The 26,092-nt window shown below is 65.1% G+C and carries 26 protein-coding genes; 16 read left to right on the top strand and 10 right to left on the bottom strand.

The features are described from left to right. The first annotated feature begins 10 nt into the window (after positions 1–10). From PVW48_RS04525 to infC, 5 genes are all read left to right on the top strand, one after another. The gene (locus tag PVW48_RS04525; RefSeq protein ID WP_274580466.1) at positions 11–1,678 is read left to right on the top strand and encodes a nitrite/sulfite reductase; all 1,668 of its coding nucleotides are present in this window, start codon (positions 11–13) and stop codon (positions 1,676–1,678) included. Then, on the top strand, positions 1,668–2,423 hold the full coding sequence (locus tag PVW48_RS04520; protein ID WP_274580465.1) for a phosphoadenylyl-sulfate reductase: 756 nt from the start codon (positions 1,668–1,670) through the stop codon (positions 2,421–2,423). Before PVW48_RS04525 ends, PVW48_RS04520 begins: the two co-directional genes overlap by 11 nt. Next, positions 2,420–2,836: a DUF934 domain-containing protein gene (locus PVW48_RS04515; protein ID WP_274580464.1), complete on the top strand. Its 417-nt coding sequence runs from the start codon at positions 2,420–2,422 to the stop codon at positions 2,834–2,836. Before PVW48_RS04520 ends, PVW48_RS04515 begins: the two co-directional genes overlap by 4 nt. Positions 2,837–2,903: 67 nt before the next feature. Then, positions 2,904–3,764, top strand: coding sequence for a ferredoxin--NADP reductase (locus tag PVW48_RS04510; RefSeq protein ID WP_274580463.1), 861 nt, complete (start codon positions 2,904–2,906; stop codon positions 3,762–3,764). A 266-nt stretch (positions 3,765–4,030) separates the two neighbouring features. Next, positions 4,031–4,525: a translation initiation factor IF-3 gene (gene infC / locus PVW48_RS04505; RefSeq protein WP_274580462.1), complete on the top strand. Its 495-nt coding sequence runs from the start codon at positions 4,031–4,033 to the stop codon at positions 4,523–4,525. Positions 4,526–4,670: 145 nt separating this feature from the next. On the opposite strand, the gene PVW48_RS04500 is transcribed toward infC, so the two are convergent. The 9 genes from PVW48_RS04500 to coxB form a co-directional block, all read right to left on the bottom strand. Continuing rightward, positions 4,671–5,255, bottom strand: a complete 585-nt coding sequence (locus PVW48_RS04500; RefSeq protein WP_274580461.1) for a GNAT family N-acetyltransferase — start codon at positions 5,253–5,255, stop codon at positions 4,671–4,673. Next, positions 5,255–6,535, bottom strand: a complete 1,281-nt coding sequence (locus PVW48_RS04495) for a M16 family metallopeptidase (RefSeq protein ID WP_274580460.1) — start codon at positions 6,533–6,535, stop codon at positions 5,255–5,257. Before PVW48_RS04495 ends, PVW48_RS04500 begins: the two co-directional genes overlap by 1 nt. Further along, complete coding sequence (gene thrC, locus PVW48_RS04490; protein ID WP_274580459.1) at positions 6,532–7,923, bottom strand: threonine synthase; 1,392 nt, start codon at positions 7,921–7,923, stop codon at positions 6,532–6,534. The genes PVW48_RS04495 and thrC overlap by 4 nt, the downstream gene beginning before the upstream one ends. A 13-nt stretch (positions 7,924–7,936) precedes the next feature. After that, positions 7,937–8,638 (bottom strand): SURF1 family protein, encoded by a 702-nt coding sequence (locus PVW48_RS04485; protein ID WP_274580458.1) that lies wholly within the window; start codon positions 8,636–8,638, stop codon positions 7,937–7,939. Between the two features lie 97 nt (positions 8,639–8,735). Then, on the bottom strand, positions 8,736–9,542 hold the full coding sequence (locus PVW48_RS04480; protein WP_012177816.1) for a cytochrome c oxidase subunit 3: 807 nt from the start codon (positions 9,540–9,542) through the stop codon (positions 8,736–8,738). Positions 9,543–9,563: 21 nt separating this feature from the next. Continuing rightward, entirely contained in the window at positions 9,564–10,175 is a 612-nt protein-coding gene (locus PVW48_RS04475; RefSeq protein ID WP_274580457.1) for a cytochrome c oxidase assembly protein, read from the bottom strand. Continuing rightward, the gene (locus PVW48_RS04470; RefSeq protein ID WP_012177814.1) at positions 10,172–10,357 is read right to left on the bottom strand and encodes a hypothetical protein; all 186 of its coding nucleotides are present in this window, start codon (positions 10,355–10,357) and stop codon (positions 10,172–10,174) included. The genes PVW48_RS04475 and PVW48_RS04470 overlap by 4 nt, the downstream gene beginning before the upstream one ends. Positions 10,358–10,360: 3 nt before the next feature. Then, positions 10,361–11,308 carry a heme o synthase gene (gene cyoE / locus PVW48_RS04465; protein WP_274580456.1) on the bottom strand — a complete coding sequence of 316 codons (948 nt, stop codon included), beginning with the start codon at positions 11,306–11,308 and terminating at the stop codon, positions 10,361–10,363. Between the two features lie 59 nt (positions 11,309–11,367). After that, complete coding sequence (gene coxB / locus PVW48_RS04460) at positions 11,368–12,222, bottom strand: cytochrome c oxidase subunit II (RefSeq protein ID WP_443112667.1); 855 nt, start codon at positions 12,220–12,222, stop codon at positions 11,368–11,370. A gap of 219 nt (positions 12,223–12,441) precedes the next feature. Between coxB and tldD the strand changes: the two genes are divergently transcribed. From tldD to PVW48_RS04430, 6 genes are all read left to right on the top strand, one after another. Then, on the top strand, positions 12,442–13,863 hold the full coding sequence (gene tldD, locus PVW48_RS04455; RefSeq protein WP_274580455.1) for a metalloprotease TldD: 1,422 nt from the start codon (positions 12,442–12,444) through the stop codon (positions 13,861–13,863). Between the two features lie 271 nt (positions 13,864–14,134). After that, positions 14,135–15,274 (top strand): DNA-processing protein DprA, encoded by a 1,140-nt coding sequence (gene dprA / locus PVW48_RS04450; protein WP_012177810.1) that lies wholly within the window; start codon positions 14,135–14,137, stop codon positions 15,272–15,274. A gap of 247 nt (positions 15,275–15,521) precedes the next feature. Then, positions 15,522–18,224 (top strand): type I DNA topoisomerase, encoded by a 2,703-nt coding sequence (gene topA, locus PVW48_RS04445; RefSeq protein ID WP_274580454.1) that lies wholly within the window; start codon positions 15,522–15,524, stop codon positions 18,222–18,224. A 99-nt stretch (positions 18,225–18,323) separates the two neighbouring features. Next, complete coding sequence (locus PVW48_RS04440) at positions 18,324–19,019, top strand: CoA transferase subunit A (RefSeq protein WP_274580453.1); 696 nt, start codon at positions 18,324–18,326, stop codon at positions 19,017–19,019. A 17-nt stretch (positions 19,020–19,036) separates the two neighbouring features. Beyond that, the gene (locus tag PVW48_RS04435) at positions 19,037–20,053 is read left to right on the top strand and encodes a PAS domain-containing protein (protein WP_012177807.1); all 1,017 of its coding nucleotides are present in this window, start codon (positions 19,037–19,039) and stop codon (positions 20,051–20,053) included. Positions 20,054–20,079: 26 nt separating this feature from the next. Next, positions 20,080–20,706 (top strand): CoA transferase subunit B, encoded by a 627-nt coding sequence (locus tag PVW48_RS04430; protein WP_012177806.1) that lies wholly within the window; start codon positions 20,080–20,082, stop codon positions 20,704–20,706. A 90-nt stretch (positions 20,707–20,796) separates the two neighbouring features. On the opposite strand, the gene PVW48_RS04425 is transcribed toward PVW48_RS04430, so the two are convergent. Continuing rightward, positions 20,797–21,645: a lytic transglycosylase domain-containing protein gene (locus PVW48_RS04425; protein WP_274580452.1), complete on the bottom strand. Its 849-nt coding sequence runs from the start codon at positions 21,643–21,645 to the stop codon at positions 20,797–20,799. 327 nt (positions 21,646–21,972) lie between these two features. Between PVW48_RS04425 and PVW48_RS04420 the strand changes: the two genes are divergently transcribed. The 5 genes from PVW48_RS04420 to PVW48_RS04400 all read left to right on the top strand — a co-directional run bounded on the left by PVW48_RS04420 (position 21,973) and on the right by PVW48_RS04400 (position 25,911). Next, positions 21,973–22,185 carry a hypothetical protein gene (locus PVW48_RS04420; RefSeq protein ID WP_012177804.1) on the top strand — a complete coding sequence of 71 codons (213 nt, stop codon included), beginning with the start codon at positions 21,973–21,975 and terminating at the stop codon, positions 22,183–22,185. A 234-nt stretch (positions 22,186–22,419) separates the two neighbouring features. Further along, positions 22,420–22,632 (top strand): hypothetical protein, encoded by a 213-nt coding sequence (locus tag PVW48_RS04415; protein ID WP_012177804.1) that lies wholly within the window; start codon positions 22,420–22,422, stop codon positions 22,630–22,632. A gap of 175 nt (positions 22,633–22,807) precedes the next feature. Then, entirely contained in the window at positions 22,808–23,650 is an 843-nt protein-coding gene (gene cpaB / locus PVW48_RS04410) for a Flp pilus assembly protein CpaB (protein WP_012177803.1), read from the top strand. A 193-nt stretch (positions 23,651–23,843) separates the two neighbouring features. Next, complete coding sequence (locus PVW48_RS04405; RefSeq protein ID WP_012177802.1) at positions 23,844–25,268, top strand: type II and III secretion system protein family protein; 1,425 nt, start codon at positions 23,844–23,846, stop codon at positions 25,266–25,268. A gap of 4 nt (positions 25,269–25,272) precedes the next feature. Further along, positions 25,273–25,911: an OmpA family protein gene (locus PVW48_RS04400; RefSeq protein ID WP_012177801.1), complete on the top strand. Its 639-nt coding sequence runs from the start codon at positions 25,273–25,275 to the stop codon at positions 25,909–25,911. The last annotated feature ends 181 nt before the right edge of the window (positions 25,912–26,092 follow it).

Below are 26,092 nucleotides of genomic sequence, written 5' to 3'. Positions count from 1 at the left end.
GGAGAGACCCATGTACAGCTACACCGACTTCGACGAAGCGTTCGTGCGCGAACGCGCCGCCCAGTTCCGCGCCCAGGTGGACCGCCGCATCGACGGCTCGCTCACCGAGGACGAGTTCAAGCCCCTGCGCCTGATGAACGGGCTCTACCTGCAACTGCACGCCTACATGCTGCGCGTCGCCATCCCCTACGGCACGCTGAACAGCCGCCAGATGCGCCAGCTTGCCATGATCGCCGAGCGCTGGGACCGCGGCTATGGCCATTTCACCACGCGCCAGAACATCCAGTTCAACTGGCCCCGCTTGCGCGACGTGCCCGACATGATCGACGCGCTGGCCGATGTGGGCATGCACGCCATCCAGACCTCCGGCAACACCATCCGCAACGTCACCGCCGACCATTTCGCCGGGGCCGCCGCCGACGAGATCGCCGATCCCCGCCCGGTGGCGGAATTGCTGCGCCAATGGTCCACCGACCACCCGGAATTCCAGTTCCTGCCGCGCAAGTTCAAGATCGCCGTGACCGGGGCCGAGGCCGACCGCGCCGTGATCAAGGCCCATGACATCGGCCTGCAGATCGTCCGCAAGGACGGGCAGATCGGCTACAGGGTCATCATCGGCGGGGGCCTCGGCCGCACCCCGATGATCGGCAAGGTGGTACGGGACTTCCTGCCCAAGGCGGACCTGCTGCCCTATGCCGAGGCCATCGTGCGGGTCTACAACCAGCTCGGCCGCCGGGACAACAAGTACAAGGCGCGCATCAAGATCACCGTCCACGAGAACGGGATCGAGACGATCCGCGACATGGTGGAGGCCGAGTTCGCCGTCACCCGGGCCAATTTCGGCGGCGCGGACCAGGCGCTCCTGCGCGGGATCGAGGCGCAGTTCGCCCCGCCCCGCTTCGCCACCCGGTCGACCGAGGCCTATGAGGCCGCCTATGGCACCGACCCGGTGTTCCGCGCCTGGGTGGACACCAACGTGGCCGCCCACCGGGCCGAGGGCTACGGCATCGTGACGATCTCGCTCAAGGCCCATGGCGCCACCCCCGGCGATGCGACCGCCGAGCAGATGCGGGTCATGGCGGACATGGCCGAGACCTACGGCCATGACGAGCTGCGCATCAGCCACGAGCAGAACGTGATCCTGCCCCATGTCCATCGCGGCGACCTGCCCGCGATCCATGCCCGGCTGAAAGGCGCGGGCCTGGCCACGGCCAATCTCGGCCTGATCTCGGACATCATCGCCTGCCCGGGCATGGATTACTGCGCGCTGGCCACCGCCCGCTCGATCCCCGTCGCGCAAAAGATCGCGACCCGGTTCGACGCGCTGAAACTCGAACACGAGATCGGCGCGCTGAAGATCAAGATCTCCGGCTGCATCAACGCCTGCGGCCATCACCATGTGGGCCATATCGGCATCCTCGGGCTGGACCGCGCCGGCGTCGAGAACTACCAGATCACCCTGGGTGGCGACGGCACCGAGACGGCCGCCATCGGCGAGCGCGCGGGCCCGGGCTTTGCCTATGACGAGATCGTGCCGGCCATCGAGCGGCTGATCTACGCCTATCTCGACCACCGCGAGAGCCGCGACGAGACCTTCCTCGACGCCTATCGCCGCCTCGGTGCTGCGCCCTTCAAGGCCGCCCTCTACCCGGAGGCCGCGCAGAAAGATGCCGCTTGAAGCCCCCCTGCCGCCGGTCGCGGAGCGGGTCGCGCATCTCAACCATCGCTATCGCCACCACTCGGCGACGGCGGTGGTGGAGCGCGCGCTGAACGACCCGACGGTCGGGCACACGGCGCTTGTCAGCTCCTTCGGGGCCGAGTCGGTGGTGCTGCTGCACATGATCGCGCGGCGCGATCCGGATACTCCGGTGCTGTTCATCGACACCGAGATGCTGTTTCCCGAAACCCTCGCCTATCAGCGGGACGTGTCGGAGCGGCTCGGTCTGCGCAACCTGCGGGTGATCCGCGCGGGTGCGGAGGCAGTGCGCGCGACGGATCCCGAGGGCACCCTGCACCAGCGCGACCCGGATGCCTGCTGCGCCCTGCGCAAGACCGCGCCTCTGGACGCGGCGCTGTCGCGCTTTGACGCCTGGATCACCGGGCGCAAGCGGTTCCAGGCGGGCAGCCGTGCGGCGTTGGAGTTCTTCGAGGCGGACGGTCCGAGCCGGATCAAGGTCAACCCGCTCGCCCATTGGACCCCCGAGGACGTGCAGGACTACATGATCAACAACCGCCTGCCCCGCCACCCGCTGGTGGCGCGCGGCTACCCCTCCATCGGTTGCGCGCCCTGCACCTCGCCCGTCGCCCCGGGCGAAGACCCCCGCGCGGGCCGCTGGCGCGATGCCGCAAAGGAGGAATGCGGCATCCATTTCATCAACGGAAAGGCCGTGCGCGGCCCCCTGCCCACAGGAGACGCAGCATGAATGCGACCACCATCGTCACCGACACCGGGTTCGCCGCCGACGACTGGACCGGCGGTTTCACCCCGCTGGCCGAAGCCCCCGCAAATGACGTGCGCAGCCTCGATCTGCCCAGCGACGCCGATGTGGACCGTCTCCTGCTCCGGCTGGAGGGGATCGAGATGATCCGCGTGGATTTCCCGAGTTTCGCCGATGGGCGCGGCTTCACCATTGCGCGGCGCCTGCGCGACATGGGCTATGGCGGTCGGCTGCGGGCGCGCGGCCATGTGCTCGCGGATCAATACGCCATGGCCCGGCGGTCGGGCTTTGACGAGGTCGAAATCGACGCCGCCCTCGCCGCCCGTCAGCCCGAAGATCAATGGCTCGCCCGCGCGAACTGGCGCGACCATGACTACCGGGCTGCCCTGCGCGCCTGATTGTCCTCTTTCCAGACTGCCAAAGACCGTTTAACAGGGGAGGCGAGGTGTCAACCTCGCTTGACAGATGAACAAACCGACCGACGTGATGAGCACCGTGACAGACGCAACACCGATCAAAGTCCCCACCCTTCCGGATGCCCAGACCGTGCTGTCGGTCAAGCACTGGACAGACCGCCTCTTTTCCTTCCGGGTGACGCGTCCGCAGACCCTGCGCTTCCGCTCGGGGGAGTTCGTGATGATCGGCCTGATGGGCGACCCGGACCCCAAGACCGGCAAGCAGAAGCCGCTCCTGCGGGCCTATTCCATCGCCTCGCCCTCCTGGGACGAGGAGCTGGAGTTCTATTCGATCAAGGTGCCTGACGGCCCGCTGACCTCGCGGCTGCAACACATCCAGCCGGGCGAGCAGATCATCCTGCGGCCCAAGCCCGTGGGCACGCTCGTGCATGACGCGCTGCTGCCGGGCAAGCGGATCTGGTTCTTCGCCACCGGCACGGGCTTTGCCCCTTTCGCAAGCCTGCTGCGCGAGCCGCAGACCTACGAGGATTACGACGAGGTCATCATCACCCATACCTGCCGCGAGGCGGGCGAGCTGGACTATGGCCGCGAGGTGATCGAGAGCCTCAAGACCGACGAGCTGCTCAACGAGGTGATCGGCGACGGCTTCTGGAAGAAGATCAAGTACTACCCCACCACCACCCGCGAACAGAGCCCCAAGATGGGCCGGATCACGGACCTGATGAAATCGGGGGAGTGCTTTTCGGATCTCGACGTGCCGGTGCTGCGTCCCGAAACCGACCGGGCGATGATCTGCGGCAACCTCGCCTTCAATCTCGAATTGAAGGACATGCTGGAAAGCTACGGGCTCGAAGAGGGCGCCAATTCCAAACCCGCCCATTACGTGGTGGAAAAAGCGTTTCTGGATTGATCCTGTCTTTCGCGCCTGTCGGCCCTTTTGCCCGACAGGTGCCATACATATGCCCGACACTTGCCCGACAGGTATCCGACCGCCATTTTGGCCCGATATCAGGGCGCTTTAGGGGGCTGCATTCTGGCCCAAGGCTGCAATATCCAGCTTGATTGCACCCGCCAGAGCGCTTACCGTCTGCATCTCAAAAGGTAAACGATACAAGGACCAAACCCATAGCCCGCAGACCCCATAACGCCCCGCCGCAACGTGATACCGGCCCGCGCGTGAACGGGCGCATCCGCGCCCCCGAGATTAGATTGATCGATGCCGACGGCGAAAACGCCGGGGTCGTCACCCCCCGAGAAGCCATGCGCATGGCCGAGGAAGCCGGGCTCGATCTGGTGGAGATTTCGCCAAACGCCAATCCGCCGGTCTGCAAGATCATGGATTTCGGCAAGTTCAAATACGAACAGCAAAAACGCGAGAGCGAGGCCCGCAAGAAGCAGAAGACCATCGACGTCAAGGAGGTCAAGTTCCGTCCGAACACCGACACCCATGACTACCAGGTCAAGATGCGCAACGTGTTCAAGTTCCTTGAAGGCGGCGACAAGGTGAAGGTGACTTTGCGGTTCCGCGGACGGGAAATGGCGCATCAGAACCTGGGCCGCGAACTGCTGGAACGGGTCGCCGAGGACACCAAGGAAATCGGCAAGGTCGAGAACATGCCGAAGATGGAAGGCCGCCAGATGGTGATGATGATCGGCCCCTTGGCGAAGTAACCGAAAAACACCGACACGACCGAAGACGCCGCTTGGATCAAGCGGCGTTTTTGTTGCCCGCAAGGCGCGCGCCGCAGGCCGGATGGCGCGCATGTCCCTGTCACTGTTCCGAAAATACGCACCACCGCAGGCCAGCGGCCCGCGCTCAGCGCACGTCGGTGCGGCCCCGGCGGTCACCGCGCAAATTGGCGTAGAGCACATGGTTGCGCCAGCGCCCGGCGATCTGCAGGTAGCTTTGCGCGACGCCCTCGTACTTGAACCCGCATTTCTCCAACGCGCCGCGAGAGGCCGTGTTCTCCGGCAGGCAGGCCGCCTCGATGCGACTGAGATCCATTTCCGTATGGGCGTAATGGGTCAGCGCGGTGATCGCCTCTCGCATGAACCCCTGCCGGGCATAGGGCGCACCGATCCAGTAGCCCAGGGTGGCCGACTGGGCCGGGCCGCGCTTGACATTGTCGAGCGTGATCGCCCCCAGCAGGTCCTGGCTGCCGCGTTCGAACAAAAAGAGCGGATAGGCGGTCTCGCCCTTGATCGACCGGTTGGCCCAGTAGACCCGGTTGGTGAAGGACTTGCGGCTCAGGTGATCGGGCGACCAGGTCGGCTCCCACGGGGTCAGGAATGCGCGGCTGGCCGCGCGCAGGGCGGTCCAGGATCGGAAATCCGCGTGGGACGGCGGGCGCAGCGTCATGCGCTCCGTCTCGATCCGGAGTGCGGGCCGGCGTAGAAGCATCAGGCCGCCAGGCGCTCCCGGATCGCGGCCAGATCCGGCGCCGCGTCGGCGGGGCCATAAAGCGCGGTGGCCACATCCCCGCTCTGGCACAGCTCGGCGCCGTAGACCTTCACGTCGCCGGTGGTGACCGCGTCGATCCGGGCGATGGTCTCGTCCAGGGACGGCACCCGGTTCCACACACCCACGAGCCGGGCAAGGCGTTCGGCGCGCGAGGACGGGCTTTCCAGCCCCATCAGCAGCCCTGCCTTCATCTGGGCCCGGGCGCGGGCGACTTCCTGGGTGCTCATGTCATTGCCGGCGCGCTGCATCTCCCGCAGGGTGATCTCGCACAGCTCGGCGATCTGGTCGCCGGAGGTGCCCGCATAGATCGTCATCATCCCGGTCTCGGCATAGGCGCCGGACTGAGCGAAGATCGAATAGCACAGGCCGCGCTTCTCGCGCACCTCCTGGAACAGGCGCGACGACATCCCGCCCCCGAGTGCCGTGGCATAGACCTGCGCGGTATAGACCGCCGGATCGCGGTAGCCCGGCCCGGGCAGGGCCATGGCGAAATGGACCTGCTCCAGCGGCTTGATCACCCGCGCCTCGCCGCAGGTGAAGCGCGCCTGGGCAGCGTCGGCCCGGTCACGGCGGGCCATGTCGCCAAAAAGCTTCTCGGCCAGGGCCACGAGGACGTCGTGATCGACCGCCCCCGCCGCGGACAGGATCATGGTTTCGGGCGTGTAATGCTCGCCCACGAAATCGAAGAAATCGTTGCGGGCAAAGCCGCGCACCCGCTCGGCGGGTCCGAGGATCGTGCGGCCCATGGGCTGGTCGGCAAAGGCGCGTTCCTGCAGCCAGTCGAAGACCACGTCGTCGGGCGTGTCGAGCGCCTGTCCGATCTCCTGCAGGATCACGCCGCGCTCCACCTCGATCTCTTCGGGGGCGAAGACAGGGTTGCGCAGGATATCGGCCAGCACATCCACCGCCAGACCCACATCGGCCTCCAGCACGCGGGCGTAATAGGCGGTGACTTCGCGCGAGGTATAGGCGTTGATATAGCCGCCCACATCCTCGATCGCCTCGGCGATCCCGAGGGTGGAGCGTTTCTCGGTCCCCTTGAACGCCATGTGTTCGAGGAAATGGGCGATGCCGTTCTGTTCCAGCCGCTCGTGACGGCCGCCGGCCAGCACCCAGATGCCCACGGCCGCCGATTTCAGGCCCGGCATGTGTTCGGTCACGATCCGGAACCCGTTGGCCAGCTCGGTCAACTGGGTCTGGCTGTCGGGGGTCTGGGTCATGGGTCGATCCGTTCGCGGATAAGGGTTTGCAGCGCGCCGAGGTCGTTGGGCACTTCGGTCAGGCGTTCGGGCCGCTCATAGAGCGTTTCCATCCGCGGCGGAAGGGGCGGATGCACCCCGGTCGCGGCCTCCACCGCGGCGGGGAACTTCGCCGGATGCGCGGTGGCCAGCGTGACCATGGGCACGCCGGGCTCGATATGCTGCTCGGCCACGTGGACGCCCACCGCCGAATGCGGGCACAGAAGCTCGTTCATGGTGTCGCGTGCGCGGGTGATGGTGGCGGAGGTCTCATCCTCGGACGCGCGGCCCGAGGCGAAGCCTTCGCGCAGGCGGGTCAGCGCGCCTTGCGACAGCGTAAAGCCGCCCTTTGTCTTCAACTCGTCCATCAGCTGCGCCACCGCCGCCCCGTCCCGGTCGTAAATGTCGAACAGGAGCCGCTCGAAATTCGAGCTGACCTGGATATCCATGGACGGGCTGATCGAGGGGATGACCGCGTCGGTCTCATAGGCGCCGGTGGTCAGGCAGCGGTGCAGGATGTCGTTCTGGTTGGTGGCGATCACCAGGGTGTCGATGGGCAGGCCCATGCGCCGCGCGATGTAGCCTGCGAAGATGTCGCCGAAATTGCCCGTGGGGACCGTGAAGCTGATCTTGCGGTCCGGGGCGCCGAGGCTGGTCGCGGCCGAGAAGTAGTAGACGACCTGAGCCAGCACCCGCGCCCAATTGATCGAATTCACGCCCGCCAGCCGCACGCCGTCGCGGAAGCCGTGGTCGTTGAACATGTCCTTCAGCCGCGCCTGGCAGTCATCGAAATGGCCGTGCAGGGCGAGGGCATGGACGTTGTCTTCGACGGGCGTGGTCATCTGGCGGCGCTGCACCTCGGAGACCCGGCCATGTGGATAGAGGATGAACACATCCACGGACGCGATGCCGCGGAACGCCTCGATCGCCGCGGAGCCGGTATCGCCGGAGGTGGCGCCCACGATGGTCACGCGACTGCCGCGCCGGGTCAGCTCCCGCTGGAAGAGCTGCCCGATGAGCTGCATGGCGAAGTCCTTGAACGCAAGCGTCGGGCCGTGGAAGAGCTCCAGCAGGAAATGGTTGGGCCCGAGCTGTTTCAGGGGCGCGCGGGCGTCATGGCCGAACCCGCCATAGGCGGTGGCGATGTCGGTGCGGAATTCTCCTTCGGTGAAGCTGTCGCCCAGGAAGGGCATCATCACCCGGAACGCGATCTCTTCGTAGGGCAGACCGGCCATGGCGCGGATCTCGGCCTCGGTGAGGGTGGGCACGGTTTCGGGGACGTAGAGCCCGCCATCGCTCGCCAGCCCCGCCAGCATCGCTTCGTGGAAGGCCATGGCCGGGGCCTGCCCGCGGGTAGAGATGTAACGCATACGCTTGCCTTGACTATTGCTCGTCCGTCGCCCGGGACGCGCCCCGGTCTGGACGCCTCATACGCCACAGGAAATAGAGTGTCATCCCGAACCACACGGCGGCGAGGGAAAACCATGTCACCGCGTATTCGAGGTGATCGTTCGGAATGCCGCTGGTGTCCAGTGGATAGGGTGTCGCGAAGGGGTCGGGCTCCGACGTGGCGCGCAGGACGATGAGCACCGGCTCGGTGTCGAGGGCTGCCGCCAGGGCGGGCACGTCACGGGCAAACCAGGTGTTGTCGCCCGTGTCCGGCTCGGGCGTGAAGCTGTCGACCTCGTCCGGCCAGTGCAGGTTGCCTTGCAGCCGCGCCTCGGGGAATGTCCGCGGGGCGTCGCGCTGCGCCACGGGCAGGAAACCGCGGTCGATGAGCACGCGGCGCCCGTCGTCGGTCTCGAATGCCGAGATCACGCGGTAGGCCGGGCCGACCCCCTTGGCGCTGGCCAGTACGTCGATCTCTTGGCCGGTGTAGCGGCCGCGGACTTCGACCGCGCGGAAGCGGTCGGCCTCCGGGTCGATGGTTGCGGGCAGGTCCACGGGGGCCTGGGTGATCCGCGCGTCGATGGCGGCCAGAAACGCTTCCTTCTCGCCCAGCCGGTTGACCTGCCAGTTGCCAAGGGCGAGCAGGATCGCGGTGCCGATCAGGCCGAATGCGAGGGGGATACCGAGGCGCAGCATGGGGCTCCTTTGGGGCGGGGGTGGATTGAGGAGGGCTCGGCAGACGTGCAAACGGCCGGGACAGGGCCCGGCCGCATGGCGCGTTCAGAGTGTGGGGTCAGGAGCCCCAGACATAGATCGCCGCGAACAGGAACAGCCAGACCACATCGACGAAGTGCCAGTACCAGGCCGCGGCCTCGAAGCCGATATGCTTCTCGGCGGTGAAGTGGTCGCGGCGCACCCGCAGGTAGCACACGAAGAGGAACACCGTGCCGATGATCACATGCGCCCCGTGGAAGCCTGTGGCCATGAAGAAGTTGGCGCCGTAGATGTTACCCGCGAAGCCGAAGGCCGCATGGGTGTATTCATAAGCCTGGAAGCCGGTGAAGATCACGCCGAGCACGATCGCCAGCAAGAGCCCCGTCTTCATGTCCTTCTTGTTGTTCTCATGCACCAGCGCGTGATGCGCCCAGGTCGCCGCCGCGCCGGAACACAGCAGGATAAGCGTGTTGATCAGCGGCAGGTGCCAGGGGTCGAAGGTTTCGATCCCCGCGGGCGGCCAGATGCCGTCCACCGCGGGGCTCATGCCGCCGGGGTCCATCGGATAGAGCGCGTGCTTGAAGAAGCTCCAGAACCAGGCCGCGAAGAACATCACTTCGGACATGATGAAGAAGATGAAGCCGTAGCGCAGGCCGATCCGCACCACCGGGGTGTGATCGCCTGCATGGCTCTCGCGCACGACCTCTGTCCACCAGCCCACCATGGTGGTGATCACGCCCGCCAGACCGACGAGGAACATGTAAGGGCCCTGCCCCGTCATCCAGAGCACCGCCCCGAACAGCATGATGAACCCGCTGACCGACCCGACGAAGGGCCAGATCGAGGGCGGCAGGATGTGATAGTCGTGATTTTTTTGTTGTGCCATTGGGGGCTCTCCTCAGGCAGGTCAGTTATAGCTTTGGGGTTGCGGGGCCGGATCGACGGCTGGAAGGTAAGCCGCGGTTTCTGCGGGCTCGGGCATGTCGATCTCGTAGAAGGTGTAGGACAGGGTGATATGCGAGTTCGCCGCGGCCTCCGCATCGTCGACGATTTCGGGATCGACAAAGAAGGTGACCGGCATCAGCACGGTCTCGCCGGGCATCAGCACCTGCTCTTCGAAGCAGAAACAGTCGATCTTGGTGAAATAGCCGCCCGCGTTGAACGGCGCAACATTGTAGCTGGCAGAGCCTGCGACGGGCACATCCGTGGGGTTGTGCGCCTCGTAGAACGCGAGGCCGGTCTCGCCGATGCGGATCTCGACCTCGTGTACCGTGGGCTTGAACTGCCAGGGCATGTCACGTTCCAGCGAGGCGTCGAACTTGATCTTGATGGTCCGGTCGAGGATCACGTCGGAGCCGGTTTCAGCAGTATTGGTTGTCCCGCCGAAGCCCGTGACCCGGCAGAACCAGTCGTAAAATGGCACCGCGGCCCAGGCCAGCGCCCCCATGGTCACCACCACGCCGACCAGTTTCAAAGCGGTCTTGCCATGGCTCGGCGGTTGGGTCTGTGTTTCGCTCATTCTCCACGCTCCACAAGTTGGGGCCTTGCGACATGGTCGAACCCCTCGATGGGGCCGTCCTCGGACACTTTGGCCACCGTGAGGCCAAAGACGATGGCGGCGAAGCCGACCAGCAGGCCCGCGACGCCGAAATTTCGCCCGGCGCGCCGGGTGTGCAACTCGTGATCTTTGCCGAATGCCATGGTCTACCCTCCGAAGGTCCAAAGACCGCTGCGGGTCAGGATTGCCTCGGCCAGCAGCGCGGTGAAATGCAGGGCGAGATAGAGCAGCGAAAACTTGAAGAAGCGTTTTTCGGTCGCGTATTTATCTGCTTCCGCCTGCGCCTCGTCACGGCGCCAGATGTCCCAGGCACCCTTGAGAAAGATCGCGTTCAGAACAAGGGCCGTTGCGAGATAAACCGGGCCCGCGACCGGGGTCAGCGCCAGGCCGAGCGCCACCGGCACCAGCAGCACGGTATAGACCAGGATATGAGTGCGGGTCGATTTGCGCCCGTGGGTCACTGTCAGCATCGGCACGCCCGCATCGTGGTAGTCGGATTTCATGAAAAGCGCGAGCGCCCAGAAATGCGGCGGCGTCCACATGAAGATCAGCGCGAACATCAGCACCGCCTCGAGGCTGACCGAGCCCGTCGCCGCCACCCAGCCGATCATCGGAGGAAAGGCACCCGCGGCCCCGCCGATCACGATGTTCTGGGGCGTGGAGCGTTTGAGCCACATGGAATAGACGACCGCGTAGAAGAAGATCGTGAAGGCCAGAAGCCCCGCGGCCAGAAGGTTGGTGGCCAGAGCCAGCATCACCACCGACAGACCCGACAGGCCCAGACCCAGGGCCAGCGCCTCGCCCGGCTGCACCTTGCCCGCCGGAACGGGGCGGCCCGCGGTGCGTTTCATGATCAGGTCGATATCCGCGTCCCACCACATGTTCAGCGCGCCGGAGGCCCCTGCCCCCACGGCGATGAACAGGATTGCGCAGAACCCCACCATCGGGTGCAACGATACCGGCGCCACGAGCAGCCCCACAAGGGCGGTGAACACCACCAGGGACATCACGCGCGGCTTGAGCAGGGCGAGATAGTCGCCAAAGCTGCCTTCGCCGCTCAGGGGCATGGATCTGTCGAAGCTTGCGTCGCTCATGGGATCTCGCTGGCTCTCACGAAAAGGGTCGGCCCGCATGCGGGCCGACGCGGGTCACGTCACTTGGCGGCGTAGTCCACGGTACGCGGGGTACCGTTGTACTGCGCGATCGCGGTGTCGAGCCAACGCGCATATTCTTCCTTGCTCACCACCTTGACGGTAATGGGCATATAAGCGTGATCCTTGCCGCAAAGTTCCGAACACTGGCCGAAATAGATGCCTTCCTTCTCGGCCGAGAACCACAGTTCCGCCAGACGCCCGGGGATGCCATCCTGCTTCACGCCGAAGGCCGGGATGGTCCAGGAGTGGATCACGTCCGCTGCGGTCACCTGCACCACCACGGTGGTGTCCACGGGCACGACCATGGCCGTGTCGGTGGCCAGCAGGTAATGCTCGTCCTCGTAGCCGTATTCGGCCAGCTCGTCGCGCGCCAGCATGAAGGATTCGAAGCCGAAATCATGCTCGGGATACTCGTAGCCCCAGAACCACTGGTAACCGGTCGCCTTGATGGTCACCTCCGCCTCGGGAATTTCCTGCTGCTTGAAGAGCACGGGCAGGGAGAAGGCGCCGATGAAGACCAGGATCAGGATCGGCACCACGGTCCAGGTGATCTCGATCGGGGAGTTGTGGCTGAACCGGGCCGGGACCGGGTTGGACCTGGCGTTGTGGCGGACGATCGTCCAGGCGATCAGGGCCGTCACGAACAGCACGATCGCGGTGATGATGACCAGCAGCAGCCCGTCGAGCCATTGCAGTTCCCGCGCCAGTTCGGTCGCCGCGGGCTGGAACCCGATGCCGCCCGGAATGGGTTGGCCGATGATCTCCATGCCTTCGCGATTGTCTGCAAATGCCGGCGCGCCAAGAGCGGCCATCCCAGCCGCCAGACCTCCGGTGATCCGGGTCATGTTTGCCATGAGTCGTTCCCTGTTATGTCGCGGCCAGAGCCGCGCGATGCCCTGTTCAGATACGGATCGCCCCGCACCCGATGCTTCGATGCGCAAAGCGCCCGGCAGACCCGTCTGGTACGGTATGCCGTTGTGTCCGGACACTTGTGAACCATATATCTGGTAGGCACACAAGCGCTCCACCTGCGCCTTCGTGTCGCGATTTGACATGGATCAAGGAAAACCCCGATGACTGACGCTGCGTTCCGCCCTTTCGAGACTTCGCTGGATCCCGACGTGGCGCTTCGCGTGCTGCGCGAGGCGGTTGCCGGGGCAGATGACGGGGAGCTTTTCCTCGAACGGCGGCGGTCGGAGTCGCTCCTGCTGGATGACGGGCGGATCAAGACGGCGAATTACGACGCATCCGAGGGGTTCGGGCTGCGTGCGGTGCGTGGCGAAACGGCGGGCTATGCCCATTCCACCGAACTGTCCGAGGCGGCCTTGCGGCGTGCGGCGACGACCGCGCGGCTGGCGGTGGGCGACGGCGGCGGGGTGCTGGCCGAGGCGCCGGGGGCCACGAACCGGCGTCTTTATACGGATGAAAACCCTATGGATGCCGCCGCCTTCGGCGTGAAGATCGAAACCCTGCGCGAGATCGATGCCTATGCCCGCGCGCTCGACCCGCGCGTGGTGCAGGTCTCGGCCTCCCTGGCCGCGTCGATCCAGGAGGTCGAGATCCTGCGCCCCGAGGGCCACCGGGTGCGCGACGTGCGCCCGATGACCCGGCTCAACGTGTCGATCATCGTCGAACAGGACGGCCGCCGCGAGAGCGGCTCGGCGGGGGGGGGCGGGCGCTATGGGCTGGCGAGCCTGATGGGCGCGGAGCATTGGCAGGGCGTGGCGCGGGAGGCGTTGCGGGTCGCGGTCGTGAACCTCGATGCGGAGCCTGCGCCCGCGGGGGTGATGGATGTGGTTCTTGGCCCCGGCTGGCCCGGTATCTTGTTGCACGAGGCGGTGGGGCATGGGCTCGAGGGCGATTTCAACCGCAAGAAATCCTCGGCCTTCGCCGGGCTGATGGGCCAGCGGGTGGCCGCCCCCGGGGTGACCGTGCTCGACGACGGTACGATCCCGGACCGGCGCGGATCGCTCACGGTCGACGACGAGGGCACGCCCTCGCACAAGACGACGCTGATCGAGGACGGCATCCTCGTGGGGTTCATGCAGGATCGCCAGAACGCGCGCCTGATGGGGGTGGAGGCCACGGGCAACGGTCGGCGGGAAAGCTACGCGCATATCCCCATGCCGCGGATGACCAACACCTATATGCTGGGCGGGGATGCCGCGCCGAGGGAGATCGTGGCGGACCTGAAGGACGGGATCTACGCGGTCGGGTTCGGCGGCGGACAGGTGGATATCACCAACGGCAAGTTCGTCTTCTCCTGCACCGAGGCCTACCGGGTGAAGAACGGCAAGGTGGGCGCGCCTGTCAAGGGGGCGACGCTGATCGGCGACGGGCCTACCGCGATGCAGCAGATCCGCGCCATCGGCAACGACATGGCGCTCGATCCCGGGATGGGCAATTGCGGCAAGGCGGGCCAGTGGGTGCCGGTGGGCGTGGGCCAGCCGACCCTGATGATCGGGGGGCTGACCGTGGGCGGATCGGCGGCGTGACGGGGCGCCAGACCGAAACACGAACACCGCGCGGCGAAAAAACGGCTTTCGCCCGCGATTTTTTTAAAGTTTTTACCTCGCATTAAGAATTTGAGGCCAAAGGTAGTTCCAGATCAGGCGGATGCCGGGTGTTTGTTGTCTCTGTCGACCCACCCACCCTCGCACCACCTCAGACCGGAGGCGCAAACGACCCCTCTCGGTATCCGTCTGATCCAGTCTTCCCGAAAAAACAGGCGTCGGGCGGGACAGTTGCCAGAAGGACTCTTGACCCATGGCCAAGGATATCGCGCCGCTTTTTCCCGATGATGACACCCCGCAGGCGCCCCGCTCCGTGGACGAGGCGCTGGATTGGCTGCAACTGATCCGCAGCCCCCGGGTCGGTCCCGTCACGTTTCACAAGCTTCTTGCCGAATACGGCACTGCGCGCGCAGCGCTCGATGCGCTGCCCGAGGTCGGTTCGGCGGCTGGGCTGAAGGATTTGCGCCCGATCGCGCGCGACCGGGTCGAAAAGGAATACACCACCGGGCGCAAGATGGGCGCGCGGCTCGCGGCCCTGGGCGGGACGCTCTACTCGGACCGGCTGTCCAGCATCGACGACGCACCACCGCTTCTGTGGTGCCTTGGCGATGTCGAATTGCTCAAACGCTCCGCCGTGGCCCTCGTGGGGGCGCGCAATGCCTCGGCCATCGGCCAACGTCTGGCCCGCGCCTTTGCCAAGGGGCTGGGCAGCGAGGATCAGGTGATCGTGTCGGGGCTGGCACGCGGGATCGATGCCGCCGCCCATGACGCCGCGATCGACACGGGCACCATCGCCGTGGTCGCGGGCGGGCTCGATGTGATCTATCCCAAGGAAAATACCGAGCTGTTCAAGCGCATCGCCAAGCAGGGACTGATCGTGTCGGAACAACCGCTCGGCATGCAGCCCCAGGCGCGGCATTTCCCGCGCCGCAACCGGCTGATTTCCGGCCTGGCGCGCGCGGTGGTGGTGGTCGAGGCGACCGTGAAATCGGGCAGCCTGCTGACCGCGCGGGATGCCGCCGACCAGGGGCGGGAGGTGATGGCCGCCCCCGGGCACCCGTTCGACGGGCGCGCGTCGGGATGCAACCAGTTGCTGCGCGATGGCGCGACCCTGGTACGCAATGCCGAGGACATCCTGCTGGCGCTATCGCCCGAGGCCGCAGCGCCATCGCCGGAGCCCGCCGCCGCGCCTGCGCCGGAGCTTGGCCGGCCCTCCGCGGACGAGTTGCGCGGTCGCGTTCTGGCCACGCTCGGCGCCACGCCGCTGCCCGAGGATCAGGTCATTCGCGCCCTCGGCCTGCCCGCGGCGCAAGTCAACGCGGCCCTCGTGGAGTTGGAGATGTCCGGTCAGATCACCCGTGCCCCCGGGGGAATGCTGAGCCTGGGATGCTGAGACGTTGCAGCGCAGGCCGGAACCGCTTGGCCGGCTTGCCGAAACGGCCCCTGCGCTGCGCAGCAGACCTGTTGCGCGCGCGTCCGTACGCGGCCTGCGCCGCGCGCCCATTTGCGCGGGATCGGTTGCCAACTCGGCTCGGCGCGCCCGCGCCAAGGCGCCTCGCCGGGACCGGTCGGCATTGACATTCCAAACCAAGCCGCCACATCTAGCGCGCAATTGACCCGCCTTTTTTTCAGGACATCCCATGCCCGTTGTCGTCGTCGAGTCGCCCGCCAAAGCCAAGACAATCAACAAATATCTCGGCAGCGACTTCACGGTTCTTGCCTCTTACGGGCATGTACGCGACCTGCCCCCGAAGGACGGATCGGTCGATCCCGAGCACGGGTTCGAGATGTTGTGGGAGATCGCGAGCGACAGTCGCAAGCATGTCAAGGCCATCGCCGACGCACTGAAGGATGACGACACGCTGATCCTCGCCACCGACCCCGACAGGGAAGGCGAGGCGATCAGCTGGCACCTTCAGGAAGCCCTGACCAAGCGCAAGGCGATCAAGAAATCGACCGATGTCAGCCGCGTTGTGTTCAACGCCATCACCAAGTCCGCGGTGACCGAGGCGATGAAGAACCCGCGCGACGTGGACATGGAACTGGTCGAGGCGTATCTGGCCCGCCGCGCGCTCGACTATCTGGTGGGCTTCAACCTCAGCCCGGTGTTGTGGCGCAAGCTGCCCGGCGCGAAATCGGCCGGACGGGTGCAGTCGGTCTGCCTGCGGCTGATCGTCGAGCGAGAGATGGAGATCGAAGCCTTCGATCCCAGGGAATACTGGTCCGTGCGCGCGGTGCTGGAGACCCCGCGCGGCCAGACCTACGAGGCGCGGCTGACCGAGCTTGCGGGCAAGAAACTTGACAAGTTCGACCTCGCCACGGCGGAGGCGGCGGAGCTTGCGGTGCAGGCGGTTACGTCGCGCAAGCTGAGCGTGACGTCGGTCGAGGCCAAGCCCGGCACCCGCAACCCCTCGGCCCCCTTCATGACCTCGACGCTGCAGCAGGAGGCCAGCCGCAAGTTCGGCTTCGGCGCGCGTCAGACCATGTCGACGGCTCAGCGGCTCTATGAGGCGGGCTACATTACCTACATGCGGACCGACGGGATCGACATGGCGCCCGAGGCGGTGACCATGGCCCGCGATGCGATCAAGGAACGGTTCGGGGCTGCGTACCTGCCCGACAGCCCGCGGATCTACAAGAACAAGGCCAAGAACGCCCAGGAAGCCCACGAGTGTATCCGGCCGACGGAAATGAGCCGTGCGCCCGAGGACCTGAAGGTCACCGAGCCCGATCAGCGCAAGCTTTACGACCTGATCTGGAAGCGGACCCTGGCCAGCCAGATGGCCGCGGCACGGCTGGAGCGGACCACGGTCGAGATCGGATCGCCCGATGGCCAGATCGCGCTGCGCGCCACCGGGCAGGTCGTTGTTTTTGACGGGTTCATGAAGGTCTATACCGAAGGACAGGACGAGGAGAGCACCGCCGAGGACGAGCGCCGCCTGCCCCAGATCGGCCAGGGCGACCCCGCGCCGCTGCACAAGGGCGGGATGGAGGCGGCCTTCGCCAAGGCCGGGTCGCGCGAGGACGACGTGGTCGAGGCTGCGCCCACTAGTGGAATGCAGCGGGGCCCGGGCGGGCTTCTGTCCGAGAACGGCGCGGTGTTTGGACAGCAGCATTTCACCCAGCCCCCGCCCCGCTACACCGAGGCGACGCTAGTCAAGCGGATGGAGGAGCTCGGCATCGGGCGACCGTCGACCTATGCCTCGATCGTCACAACGATCCAAGACCGCGGCTATGTCACCAAGGACAAGAACCGGCTGATCCCCGAGGACAAGGGCCGGTTGGTCACGGCGTTCCTGGTCAACTACTTCCGCAAATACGTGGGCTACGACTTCACCGCCGATCTGGAAAATCAGCTCGACGAGGTGTCCGCGGGGGACCGCAACTACAAGGATGTGCTCGACCGGTTCTGGCGCGATTTTTCCGCTGCGATCGCCGAGACCTCCGAGTTGCGCATCACCGAGGTGCTGGAGAAGATCAACGAGGTGCTGGCGCCGCATCTCTTTCCGCCGCGCGAAGATGGCAAGCCGCCGCGGCTCTGCCCGAATTGCGAGATCGGGCAGCTGTCGATGCGCACGGCGCGGTCCGGCGGAGCGTTCATCGGCTGCTCGAACTATCCCGAATGCCGCTACACCCGGCCCTTCGGCCCGCCGGGCATGGAAGAGGCCAGCGGCATCCCGCCCGAGGGCAAGCTGCTGGGCGAGGACGGTGGCGACGAGATCCGCGTGTTCAAGGGCCGGTTCGGGCCTTACGTGCAGCGCGGGGCAGTCACCGAGGAGAACAAGAAGCCGCCGCGCCAGTCGATCCCCAAAAGCTGGGTGCCGGAGGAGTTGGAACTGGACAAGGCGGTGATGCTTTTGTCCCTGCCCCGCCAGATCGGGCTGCACCCCGAAGACGGCGTGCCGGTCTGGGCCAATATCGGGCGCTACGGGCCCTACCTGAAACATGCCGACAGCACGTCGGACCGGGGCGGGACCAACGCCAATCTCGAAGATATCGAGGAGGTGTGGACCGTGGGCATGAACCGCGCGGTGCAGCTTCTGGCCGAAAAGGTCGCCTCCCGCGGGGGGCGCGGCGCGGCGGCCAAACCCCTGCGCGAGTTGGGCGAGCACCCGGAGGCAGGCGGGCCCGTCAATATCATGAAGGGCAAGTATGGCCCCTACGTGAAATGGGAGAAGATCAACGCCACCATCCCCAAGGAGACCGACCCCGAACAGGTCACCATGGAGATGGCCGTGCAACTGATCGAGGAACGCGCCGCCAAGTCCGGCAAGAAGGCCCCCGCCAAGAAAAAGGCCGCGACCAAGAAGAAAACCGCCGCAAAGAAGACCTCTGCGAAATAGCCCGGGCGCCTGACGGAATTGCGGGCGCCTCGGGCCCGGCAGATTGACACCGCGGATGCGCGGCGTCAGAACAGGGCCAAGCTATTTCGAAGGTGCAGTATGCAGAAAATCTATGGCTCGGCCGCCGAGGCGCTTGAGGGGCTCTTGTTCGATGACATGCTGATCGCGGCGGGAGGGTTCGGCCTGTGTGGCATTCCAGAGCTGTTGATCGAAGCGGTCCAGAAAAGCGGCGTCAAGCGTCTGACCATCGCCAGCAACAATGCCGGGGTGGATGATTTCGGCCTCGGGCTCCTGCTGCAGACCAAGCAGGTCAGGAAGATGATGTCGTCCTATGTCGGCGAGAACGACCTGTTCATGCAGCAGTACCTGTCGGGCGAGTTGGAGATCGAGTTCAACCCCCAGGGCACCCTGGCCGAGCGGATGCGCGCGGGTGGTTGCGGGATTCCGGGCTTCTACACAAAGACCGGCGTGGGCACCGTGATTGCCGAGGGCAAGGAGCACAAGGACTTCAACGGCGAGACCTATATCCTCGAAGAAGGGATCTTCGCCGACCTGTCCATTGTGAAGGCCTGGAAGGCGGACGAGACCGGCAACCTCGTGTTCCGCAAGACCGCTCGGAATTTCAACCCGCCCGCCGCGATGTGTGGCAAGGTCTGCGTCGCCGAGGTGGAGGAGATCGTTCCGACCGGCACACTGGACCCGGATACCATCCATCTGCCCGGCATCTATGTGCACCGCCTCGTCCAGGGGGAGCACGAAAAACGGATCGAGCAGCGGACGACACGCGCCGCCTGACAAGGGGGGGAAGGCAGATGAAGCCACGCACGCTAGGAACAGTGCTGGATGATCGGGAGGCGCTGGCCGGATTCTCGCGCGCGCGGGTGGCCATGGTGCTGACCAATCCCAACATCCATGACAACCCGATTGTCTATGTGAACGACGCGTTCGAGCGGGTGACCGGTTATTCGCGCACCGCGGCGATCGGCCGGAACTGCCGGTTCCTGCAAGGCAGCATGACCGACGATGCCGATGTTGCGAAGTTGCGCCGCGCGATCGAGCGCGAAGAGGACGTGACTGTCGACATCCTGAACTACCGCGCGAGTGGCGAGCCGTTCCTTAACCGACTGATCATCGCGCCGGTCAAATCAGACGACGGCAAATGTCACTATTTCATCGGCATCCAGAAGGCGATGTCGGACCGCGATATCGACAGCTCCACACTGAGCATCGAGAAACAACTCAACGCCGTGCAGCGCCGGGTGCGCCAAGACCTGTCGATGCTGATCGACATCATCCGGGACCAGTCCAACCGGATGGGCTCGGAAGAAGGCTTCGCGGCCCTCGCCCGCCGGATCGAGTGCCTGCAGCTTCTTTATGAAGAGATGCGCCTGTCGGACCGCGACGCGCATCGGCAGGGGATCTCAATGGGTAGCTACCTGACCCGGGTGGCCAATGCGATCGCTCATTCCGACGGACGGCCGGGCGTGGCGTTCTCCATCGAGGTCGGCCGGTTCGAAGCCGATCTGGAAACTGCGACGCGGACCGGGCTGATCCTGTCGGAAGTGCTGACCAACGCATTCCAGCATGCCTTTGTCGGGCTCGATGCGGGCACCGTGCGGATGGAAGTGATCGCCCTGACCGAAGGCGGCTTCCGAGTGGTGATCTCCGACGATGGCGTGGGCATTCCCAAAGATATGCCCGTACCGGCGACGCAGACCCTGGGCGGACGGATCGCGACCGAATTGATCGACAGCCTCGAAGGCACCCTGAATTATGTCCGCGGCGCAGCCGGAACCGTCGTGATTATCGACGTGCCCGCGGGCAATTGAAGACGACAGAGAAGGAACTTCCCCTCATGGCATGGGACCGCAATCAGATGGCTGCGCGCGCGGCGCAGGAATTGCAGGACGGCATGTACGTCAACCTCGGCATCGGGATCCCGACGCTGGTGTCGAACTACATCCCCGAGGGCATCACCGTGACCCTGCAATCGGAGAACGGCATGCTGGGCATGGGTCCCTTCCCCACCGAGGACGAGGTCGATGCCGACCTGATCAATGCGGGCAAGCAGACGATCACCGAACTGCCCCAGACGGCCTATTTCGACAGCGCCCAGAGCTTCGGCATGATCCGGGGCGGCAAGATCGCCATGGCGATCCTCGGCGCGATGGAAGTGGCCGAGAACGGGGATCTGGCGAACTGGATGATCCCGGGCAAGCTCATCAAGGGGATGGGTGGCGCGATGGATCTGGTGGCCGGTGTCGGCCGGGTCATCGTGGTGATGGATCACACCAACAAGCGCGGCGAAACCAAGCTTCTCAAGGAATGCACCCTGCCGCTGACCGGCAAGGGTGTCGTGGACCTGGTGATCACCAATCTCGGCGTGCTCGAGGTGGTCGAGGGCGGTCTGAAGATCGTCGAATGCGCCGAGGGCGTGACCGAGGACGAGATCCGCGCCGCGACCGAAGCCACGATCGTCTGAGCCTTCGCTGCTGCGCAAGGAACGGCACCGGTCCTGGACTTTCTCGCCTTGCGCAGCGCGGTCGCGCTTATTTTGGCCCTTCGGGCCTGCTCAGTTCACGGCCATCGTGGTGAAGACGCAGCCATCCGATGCCAGTTGCGGCGGTGACGCGCACAAGCTGCGCGCCACGCGCCAGGCCGCCAGCACCTTGGGCACGTAAGCCCGTGTCTCTGGGTAGTCGGGCACACCGCCTGCCCCTTTCACCGCATTCTCCCCAGCATTGTAGCCCGCCAGCGCCAGGATCGCATCGCCGTCGAACGTGCCCATCAGCCAGTCGAGGTAGCGCACCGCCCCGGCGATGTTATCGGCCGGATCGAACGGGTCGTCCACGTCGAACCGCGCGGCGGTAGCCGGGATCAGCTGCATCAGGCCCTGCGCGCCCTTGGGACTGACCGCGTCGGGCCGACCGGAGGATTCCACCGCCATCACCGACAGGACAAGCGCCGGAGAGACCCGCGTGCCGATCGTGCTGGCAAGAATGGTACGGCCATGAGCGGCAGCGAGCCCTTGCAGGGTCGCGAGGCCCGGGGTCGGCAGATCACGACCCCCGTCGCCCGTGACAAAATCCACGGCTGTGAGGAACCTGGCCGGACTGGCGGTCTGCAACTCGGTCCCCGTAGCAGACCAGAACGCCCCCACTGCGGGATCTTCGTTCGGACGGGGCCGCGCGGGCTGATCCCCGGGCGTGACCAGCACCGGAGCCGGTGGCGGAACGGTCGGTACGATCTGCACGGTGATCCGGCGGGTCGCCCCGGACGCAGGGGGCGTGATCTTCTTGAAGGTGAAATCAGCCGCAGGGGGAGGCCGAGTCGCCTCTGTGGCCTGCGCGGCCGCGTCGGTCAGCCCGACAGCCAGCGCCAGAAACGCCGCGACCGAGGCGGAAAGGGGTGTCTGTGCCATCTAACCTGCTCGTTTTGACACAATCCTAGCAAATCCTCGGCCTCACCCGAGACAAAAATCGAGAGAACCCATGTTTTTCGTTAAGGATTTCGCGCGATTTTCCAAAGGTGCGGCAAGTAATCCCCCCAAGACAACCCAGATTGTTTCAAATTCCACAAGAATCTCGGACCCAAAGAACCGAAATCCGGTTTCTGTCGAGAACCGGGCCAAGTCTTGCCAGAATTCTCCGGCATCTTTGCAGCATTCCGAAACGGACAACGGCGCATAGCGTATCGCCGGGTTCAAGATCGGTAAGACACTGACATGGAACCCAAGAGGACCTGAGACATGAAACTGTTCAAGCTTGCAAAGACCTTCCGCTCCGAAGAAGACGGCGCTGTCACCGTGGATTGGGTCGTGCTGACCGCCGCCATCGTGGGCCTCGGCATCGCCGTGTACGGCGTCGTGTCCGGCGGGATCGCAAACCTGTCCGGCGACATCGACACCCAGCTGGAAACCGACCAGATCAACACGTCGTTCCCGGCCGCGCCCGCCGACTAAGCCCGAGACCGGAACTCGCGAGGGGGCTGCGCAAAACGCGCGGCCCCCTTTGCATGCGCAAAGCGCTTTTCCAAAGGTCCACTCGCATGGATTTGCTGCGAAAAGATCCGCCAAACACCCAAAACCCACCATATTCCCGCCGCGTTTCAAGGCGATATTGGCAGCATCGAAACGGACACCTTACGGGCGCCGCGACGGTGAGAAACCAAGGATCAAGGATCAAGGATCAAAACCATGAAACTGTTCAAGCTTGCAAAGACCTTCCGCTCCGAAGAAGACGGCGCTGTCACCGTGGACTGGGTCGTGCTGACCGCCGCCATCGTGGGCCTCGGCATCGCCGTGTACGGCGTCGTGTCCGGCGGGATCGCAAACCTGTCCGGCGACATCGACACCCAGCTGGAAACCGACCAGATCAACACGTCGTTCCCGGCCGCGCCCGCCGACTGACATCGGCATCGGCGCCTGTACAAGGCCGCGCCTGCGGGTGCGGCCTTTCGCATGTCTTTCGGCACGGCTTCGCGCCCCAGAAGGGCCTCATTTGAGCCCATCCTGCGTCGCAAGAAACCTGTAGCCTGCACCGGAAGCGGCCCGCCGCCGCGACCCTTCATCAATGAGGCACATCATGCGTTTGGTTTTTGGACTGGTATTGCTCCTCGGGGTCGGCCTGGCTGGCTTTGCGGTGATGATGGCAAAAGACAGGTTTGACCAGTATCAGACCGTTGTCGCCAAACAGCAGCAGAAACTCGCGGCCGCAGTGGACGTGGTCGAGGTCTATGTCATGGATACACCGATCCGCTACGGCGAGAAGATCGGCAAGGATGACGTGCGCAAGGTCCGTTGGCCCGCGGACGCGTTGCCCGAAGGCGCGTTCCAGACCGAGGAAGGCCTGTTCCCGGATGCCGAGGGCCGGTTGCGCACGGCCACCCGCGCCATGGAAGCCAATGAGCCGGTCCTTGCGGTGAAGGTCACCGAACCCGGCCAGGATGCGGGTGTTTCGTCCCGTCTCGGCAAGGGCATGCGGGCGTTCGCCATCAGCGTCACGGTCACCTCGGGCGTCTCCGGCTTCTTGCGGCCCGGCGACCGGGTCGACGTCTACTGGAGTGGCTCGTCCAAGGGGCAAGACGTCACCAAGCTGATCCAGTCCAGCATGCAGATCATCGGCATCGACCAGAACGCCGATATGGACCGCACCGCCCCGACCATTGCGCGCACCGTCACCGTGGAGGCCACGCCGCAGCAAGTCGCAGGTCTCGCCCAGGCGCAGCGTACCGGCAGCCTGTCCCTGTCGCTGGTGGGGGCCGCCGACGATGCCTTTGTTGGCAATATCGAAGTCAACCAGGACGAACTGCTCGGCATCGTGGAAGAGGAAGAAGTCATCGAACGCGCGGAGGTCAAGGAAGTCTGTACGATCCGCACCCGCCGCGGGTCCGAAGTGGTCGAAATCCCGATCCCCTGCACCAACTGATTTCCCTACTGTGACCTCATGAAGACGCGGTGACCGTTGCAAAATGGTCACCGCTTCGCGTTATCACCGGCCTGCCCGGTCGAAGAGCGGCCTCTAACCGCATGATTCTTGATTGAAACCGCAAAAGAGGGCATGCTTGTCCGATAAGGGGCGTAAGACCCCGTTTTGAGAGTGGTCATAGAGGCAGGATCACATGACAATGAGACTTTGGGTGACCGCGGGGCTTCTGGGCCTCGCTCTTGGTGCATCGATTGGTACCGCTCCGGCCATGGCGCAGGTCTTGCGCGTGCAGGAGGGCCAAGCAGATTCGACCTTGCAAGTGCCCATGAACCGCGCGGTCGTGGTCGAAAGCGACATTCCTTTCGCCGAGCTTTCCGTCGCAAATCCGGGCATTGCAGACATCGCCACCCTGTCGGATCGCAGCATCTATGTGCTGGGCAAATCCCAGGGGCGCACCACCATGACCCTGCTCGGCGCGGATGGACGGCTGATCACGAACGTGGACGTTCAAGTCACGCCGGATATCGCCGAGTTCAAGGAGCGGCTGGAGCAGATCCTGCCCGGCGAGAACATCGAAGTACGCACCGCAAACGATGGCGTGGTTCTGAGCGGAACAGCCTCCAGCGTCACCGCGATGGATCGCGCCCTGGACCTCGCGCAGCGCTATGCGCCGGACCGGGTGTCCAACCTGATGAGCATCGGCGGCAGTCAGCAGGTCATGCTGAAAGTGCGGTTCGCGGAAATGCAGCGCTCGGTCAGCAAGCAGCTTTCCGGCGGCCTTACGGCGATCTACAGCGGCACTGATGGCGCATTCTCCGTTGGCCTCGGCTCCGGCGGATTGACCGATGGCGGCTCGATCGGCGGCGCCAATTCGACCGAGTTCACCCTCAACCCCGAGGCGGCGGGCACCATCGGACTCGGTTTCAACATCGGGAATGTCAGCCTCGGCATTCTTCTGGAGGCCCTTGAAAGCAAAGGGGTCGTCCGTACCTTGGCCGAGCCGAACCTGACCACCCTGTCCGGGCAGGAAGCCTCGTTCCTGGCGGGCGGAGAATATCCGATCCCGGTGGCCGATGGCGATGGCGGGATCTCGGTGGAATACAAGCCCTTCGGCGTGGAACTGGATTTCATTCCGACCGTGCTGGACGACGACGTGATCAACCTGGAGTTGGGGGCTGCGGTCTCGGCGCTCGATTCCAGTGCCTCGATCATCACCGATTCGCTGACCGTGCAGGGCTTCAGCCGCCGCGAAACCCTGACCACCGTGCAACTGCGCGACGGTGACAGCTTCGCCATCGCCGGGCTGCTCGAAGACGATTTCCGGGATTTCGCGGGGCAAGTGCCGTGGCTCGGAGATATCCCCGTGCTCGGTGCCCTCTTTCGCAGCGCCGACTACGCCCGGAGCCAGTCGGAATTGGTCATCATCGTGACCGCGCACCTGGTCTCACCCACCCGTGGCGAAGCCCTTGTGCTGCCAACCGACCGGGTCCGCATCCCCAGTGAGCGGGAATTCTTCCTCAACGGCAATCTCGTGCGGGAGGATACACCCCGCCGCGGCGCTGCCGGAGAAGTCGCGCAGCAGGATTTCTCCGGATCCTACGGCTATGTTTTGGAGTAAGATCATGCGCCGGACATCCTCTGCCTTCATCGCCCTGACGCTGACCGCCGCCCTCGGCGCCTGTGCCTACTCGGAAATCGGAAGCGAGGTTGACGAGGGCGGGTTCGGCGACGCGACCATGAACAATACACTGGTGCAGACCGGCGAATTGTCGGCCTCCATCAGTCTCGCGCAGCGTTTCGCCCGCGAAGTGCCGAGCACGGTGAATTTCGCCTTCAACCAGAGCACCCTGACCTCCGAGGCACGCGCGGCACTGGACGTGCAGGCCGACTTCATCAAGCAATTCCCCGAGTTGCGATTCTCGGTTTTCGGGCACACCGACCTGGTGGGGTCGGCCGCCTATAACCGCCGTCTCGGCCAGGCCCGCGCCACCACGGTGGTCAACTACCTGGTGAGCCGCGGCGTCCAGCCCGAGCAGCTTCAGGCACTTGTTTCACTTGGGGAAACCCAACCGCTCGTGGTCACGCAGGATCGCGAAATGCGCAACCGCCGCACGGTAACGGAGGTGAGTGGATTCCTGGAGAACGATCCGATCCACCTGGACGGCAAATATGCCGCTGTGGTGAACCGCGAGTTCGTCGAAGGCGCCACATACGAGAGGCGCATCATGGAAACCGAGACTGGAAACGCCACCGAGGAGTAATGCGCAACCCGCGCCGCAAGCCCCGGGCCCCGCATCGCAGGATGCGGGGCTTTTTCATCAAATGCTCTGTTTTTGGCGCGCTCTCGGGGCTGCGTTTCCCGCGCCATTACCACCCTGTTTACCCTCACCGCGCATAGTAGGCCCAAATCCACGGGCAGATCGGGTCCGGCCCCGCCGGCCC

It is taken from the genome of Dinoroseobacter sp. PD6 (genome assembly GCF_028807315.1).
GTDB lineage: Bacteria > Pseudomonadota > Alphaproteobacteria > Rhodobacterales > Rhodobacteraceae > Dinoroseobacter > Dinoroseobacter shibae.
Note: the sequence above shows the minus strand (reverse complement) of the source record. Positions and strands in the feature narration are given on the sequence as shown.